Annotated in this window: 5 protein-coding genes; 2 read left to right on the top strand and 3 right to left on the bottom strand. The window is 72.4% G+C overall.

Going from position 1 to position 4616, the window contains the following annotated elements:
- On the bottom strand, positions 1-336 hold a 336-nt coding region (locus G6030_RS09315; protein ID WP_182642943.1), incomplete at its 3' end, for a zf-HC2 domain-containing protein.
- 103 nt (positions 337-439) lie between these two features.
- Positions 440-1060 (bottom strand): RNA polymerase sigma factor SigE, encoded by a 621-nt coding sequence (sigE, locus tag G6030_RS09320; protein ID WP_061227642.1) that lies wholly within the window; start codon positions 1058-1060, stop codon positions 440-442.
- Between the two features lie 200 nt (positions 1061-1260).
- On the opposite strand from sigE, the gene G6030_RS09325 reads away from it, so the two are divergent.
- Complete coding sequence (locus G6030_RS09325) at positions 1261-1869, top strand: class I SAM-dependent methyltransferase (protein ID WP_182642944.1); 609 nt, start codon at positions 1261-1263, stop codon at positions 1867-1869.
- A gap of 44 nt (positions 1870-1913) precedes the next feature.
- On the opposite strand, the gene glgC is transcribed toward G6030_RS09325, so the two are convergent.
- The gene (gene glgC / locus G6030_RS09330; protein ID WP_007629839.1) at positions 1914-3140 is read right to left on the bottom strand and encodes a glucose-1-phosphate adenylyltransferase; all 1227 of its coding nucleotides are present in this window, start codon (positions 3138-3140) and stop codon (positions 1914-1916) included.
- Positions 3141-3283: 143 nt separating this feature from the next.
- Here glgC and glgA point away from each other — a divergent pair, with 143 nt between their 5' ends.
- On the top strand, positions 3284-4450 hold the full coding sequence (gene glgA, locus G6030_RS09335; protein ID WP_347238621.1) for a glycogen synthase: 1167 nt from the start codon (positions 3284-3286) through the stop codon (positions 4448-4450).
- The last annotated feature ends 166 nt before the right edge of the window (positions 4451-4616 follow it).

Genomic DNA, 4616 nt, shown 5'->3' on the forward strand with positions numbered 1-4616 from the left:
GCAGCGGACCGTCGAGTACACCCGCACCCGCGTGCAGTGCTCGCGGGGCATGTGGATGGGTCCCGATCCCCGGAGCGCGTGGCGCGCCTCGCGCTGCCCCTCGACCTCGCGGCGACAGTCGGCGCAGCGGGCGAGGTGGGCGTCCGCGCGGGACTGGCCGGCCTCGGGCAGGCGGCCGTCGACGTACGCGGCCGCGGCCTCGATGGAGAGGTGATCGGTGGACAGGAAGTGGTCTCGCGCCCGCGGTGGCCCTGTCCGGCCCACGACCTCGCGCGCGGACGTCTGCGACAACCTGAACTCGGGCGCGGAGCCGCGCCCGTGACGATGTCGATCCACGCCACGCCCTCCCGACCGTCGGCCTGCGGGGCGGTGTCCCGCCCGATCTCGATGGGTCAACGTCCGGAACGGCTCCGCTGTTCCCGCCGTCGGACGCGGCGGCTCAGCTGGACCGCTGGTGCGCTCCGGTGACCCCGGCGGCCTCGAGCTCGGCGCGCAGGGCGGCGCGGCCGCGGTGGATACGGCTGCGGACGGTACCCATCTTCACCCCGAGGATGCGGCCGACTTCCTCGTAGCTGAGGTCCTCGATGTCGCTGAGGACGACGGCCGCCCGGAACTCCGGGGTCAGGTTGTCGAGCGCCGCCTGCAGCACCGGGTCGAACGTCTCGTCGGCCAGGACCTGCTCCGGGCTCCGCTCGCGCCCGGGGACGCGTTCGGCGTCCTCGGGCAGGGTCTCGAAGCGAATGCGCGAGCGTCGCCGGGCCATGTCGAGGAAGAGGTTGGTGACGATCCGGTGCATCCACCCCTCGAAGGTCCCGGGCTTGTAGCGGTCGAGGGACCGGAAGACGCGGATGAACGCCTCCTGCGTGATGTCCTCCGCGTCATGGGCGTTGCCGCAGAGTCGGAACGCGAGGCGGTAGACCCGGTCACCGTGCTGGGCGACCAGTTGGGACCAGGTGGGCATGTCCGCCGCGTCGCCGGTCGAGTCGAATCGTGCGGTGCCTGCCGACTCGTCGGGGGCCACCGGGGCGATCGTCGTCCCGTGCACGGTTCGTGAGTACATGCGCTGCCGCCGCCTTCCGGCGCGGGGCGTGTCCCCGCGCGGTGGTGGTTCGCGCCCTCGTGGCGCGACGTCTGACCACTGTCCCCTACCGGTCTGTCCTCACGGTATACGCGTACTGAGATCGCACTGAGAGTTTTGTACCGATCCGGTCACCGCGCGTTGGTCGCCGCTGCGCCGGTCCGCGGCGATACGCTGCTCGGGTGTCCGATTCCTCTGATTTCCCCGCCACCGACCGCTCCGGAGCCGACGGGCTGGCGCACCGGAGCGCGGCCCTCGTCGACGACTCCCTCTACGCCCCGGCCCGCGCCGAGGCCGACGAACTGGGTGCGCCCTCACCGGACGCCCCGACCGCGGAGGCCATCCGGATGATCGCCCGGCTGAACGGCACCCGCGCCGCGGTGTGCATCACGCCGGCGCCGGGTGTCCCCGCACTCGCGATCCTCGCGGCGGCGGGACAGGGGTCCGGGGCCGTGGTCACGTGCATCACCGAGGATCCGCACCACCTCGACGCCGCGCGGGCCGCGGTCCGCGGGGCGGGTCATCCCTCCTCGGCGGCGCGCTACATCGCGGCCCGCCCGCTGGAGGTCGCGGACAAGCTCGCCGACGGCGCATACGACCTGGTGGTCGCGGACGTCCCCGCCCACTCGGTGACGCGCCTGATCTCGCGGTCGCACCAGCTGCTGCGCTCCGGCGGGGCGCTCGTGCTCATCGGCGAGCACGCGCCCCTGCCGGAGGACACGGACCTCCCGGAGCACGCCCACGTGACGCTCCTGCCGGTGGGCGCCGGGCTCACCGTCGTCACGCTCTGACCCGTCACGCTCTGACCCGTCACGCCGCCCGGCGCGCCCGGCGATCAGCCCGGCAGGGACGTGACGGTGTTCTTGGCGACGCTGACGACCCCGCCCGCGCTGATGGGGAACCGCTTCCGGTCGCGTTCGTGGTCGACGCCGATGAGGTCCCCGTCGCCGATGTGGCAGTTCTTGTCGACGATCGCCTTGCGCACGACCGCGCCGCGGCCGATGCGCACCCCCGGCATGAGGACGCTGCCCTCGACCACGGCGCCGTCCTCGACGACCACGTTGTTGGACACGACCGAGTTGCGCACGGTGGCCGCGGAGATGATCGTGCCCGCCCCGACCATCGACTCCTGCGACATCCCGCCGTTGACGAACTTCGCGGGCGGCAGGTTGTCCTGCTGGGTGCGGATGGGCCACCGGTCGTTGTAGAGGTTGAACACCGGGTGGACCGAGACGAGGTCCATATGGGCGTCGTAGAACGCGTCGATGGTGCCGACGTCGCGCCAGTAGCCGCGGTCGCGCTCGGTCTCGCCGGGCACGTCGTTGCGGGCGAAGTCGTAGACGTAGGCGCGCTCCTGCTCCACCAGGGCGGGGATGATGTCGCCGCCCATGTCGTGGGAGGAGTCGGGCTTCTCGGCGTCCGCCCTCAGGGTCTCGATGAGCGCGTCCGTGGTGAAGATGTAGTTACCCATCGACGCGAAGGTCGCGTCCGGGTCGTCGGGGGTGCCGGGCGGGTCGGAGGGCTTCTCCACCCAGCCGCGGATGATGTCGTCCTCGCCGGCGTCGATGCAGCCGAAGGCGAACGCCTCGTCGCGGGGGACGCGGATCCCGGCGACCGTCACCGCGGCGCCGGTGGTGATGTGGTGGTCGAGCATCTGGCGCGGGTCCATGCGGTACACGTGGTCGGCGCCGAAGACGACGATGTGGTCGGGCTTCTCGTCGTGGACGAGGTTGAGCGACTGCAGGATCGCGTCGGCCGAACCCGTGTACCAGCGGGGCCCGAGCCGCTGCTGGGCCGGCACGGGGGCCACGTACTCGCCGCCCATGCCCCGCATGTGCCACACCTGCGCGATGTGGCGGTCCAGGGAGTGCGACTTGTACTGGGTGAGGACGCAGATGCGCATGAACCCGGCGTTGACGAGGTTGCTCAGCACGAAGTCGATGAGCCGGTAGGACCCGCCGAACGGCACGGCGGGTTTCGCGCGGTCCGCCGTGAGCGGGAAGAGTCGCTTGCCCTCGCCGCCGGCGAGGACGATTGCTAGGACATGCGGCTGGTTCCTCACGACCCCACCGTATCGACTCCGCGCGACCCGCCACGGGGCAACGGGCGCTTTGACCCCCGTCGCGCGCCCGGTCGTCACCCCGGCGACGGGCGGCGTTCACCGGGCACGCCTCGGGCGGGGCCCGAGCGACTACCTTGGCCGGTGTGCGAGTAGCGATGATGACGAGGGAGTACCCGCCGGAGGTCTACGGCGGGGCCGGGGTACACGTGACCGAACTGGTGGCCAACCTGCGGCCGCTGTGCGACGTGGACGTGCTGTGCATGGGCGCGGACCGCGACACCGCCCGCGCGTTCCGCCCCGACCCGGAGCTGGGGCCCGACGCCAATCCCGCGATCCAGACCCTGTCCGCCGGCCTGCGGATGTCCGTCGCGGCCGAGGGGGCGGACATCGTCCACTCCCACACCTGGTACGCGGGGCTCGCAGGGCATCTGGCCGGTCAGCTCTACGGCGTCCCCCACGTGGTGTCGGCGCACTCGCTCGAACCGAGCCGGCCGTGGAAGGCCGAGCAACTGGGAGGCGGCTACCGGGTCTCGTCGTGGTCGGAGCGCAACGCGTTCGCGAACGCCGACGCCGTGGTCGCGGTGAGCGCCCGGATGAAGGACGAGATCCTGCGTGTCTACCCCGAGGTCGAGCCGGGCCGCATCCACGTGATCCTCAACGGCATCGACACCGCGGTGTGGGCGCCGGTCGAGACGTTCTCCGGGGAGGACTCGGTACTGCGGCGCCACGGGGTCGACCCGGACCGTCCGATCGTGGCGTTCGTCGGGCGGATCACCCGGCAGAAGGGCGTGCCGCATCTCGTGCGGGCCGCCCGCGACTTCCACCCGGACGCCCAGTTGGTGTTGTGCGCGGGCGCGCCGGACACCCCGGAGATCGCGGCCGAGATGGAGTCACTGGTCGCCGAGCTCAGGGCGGCACGGGACGGGGTCTTCTGGCTGCGCGACATGCTGCCGCGCGAGGAGGTCATCGAGATCCTGTCCGCCGCGACGGTGTTCGCGTGCCCGTCGGTGTACGAGCCGCTGGGCATCGTCAACCTCGAGGCCATGGCGTGTGACACCGCCGTCGTGGCCTCCGACGTCGGTGGGATACCGGAGGTCGTCGTCGACGGCGAGACGGGCGTCCTCGTCCACTACGACGAGTCGGCGACCGGGGCGTTCGAGCGGGGGCTCGCGGAGGCGGTCAACGAGCTGATCGCGGATCCCGAGCGGGCGGCGCGGATGGGCCGGGCCGGCAAGGAGCGGGCCGTGTCCCGGTTCTCGTGGCAGGCGATCGCCGAGCAGACCCACCGGATGTACTCCTCGCTGCTGTAGCGCCGTGCCGACGGCGGCCGCCCGGTGCGCCCGCACGCCCGGATCGTCAGTAGCGGCGGTCGCCCAGCGGCACGCGGTAGGAGCGCACCTCGACGTGCAGCCGGACCGGCCGGTCGTCGGCGCCGAGGGCGGCCTCCAGCCGTGACCGGTCGAGGTGCACCCCGCT

The organism is Dietzia sp. E1, from assembly GCF_014145015.1.
Classification (GTDB): domain Bacteria; phylum Actinomycetota; class Actinomycetes; order Mycobacteriales; family Mycobacteriaceae; genus Dietzia; species Dietzia cinnamea_A.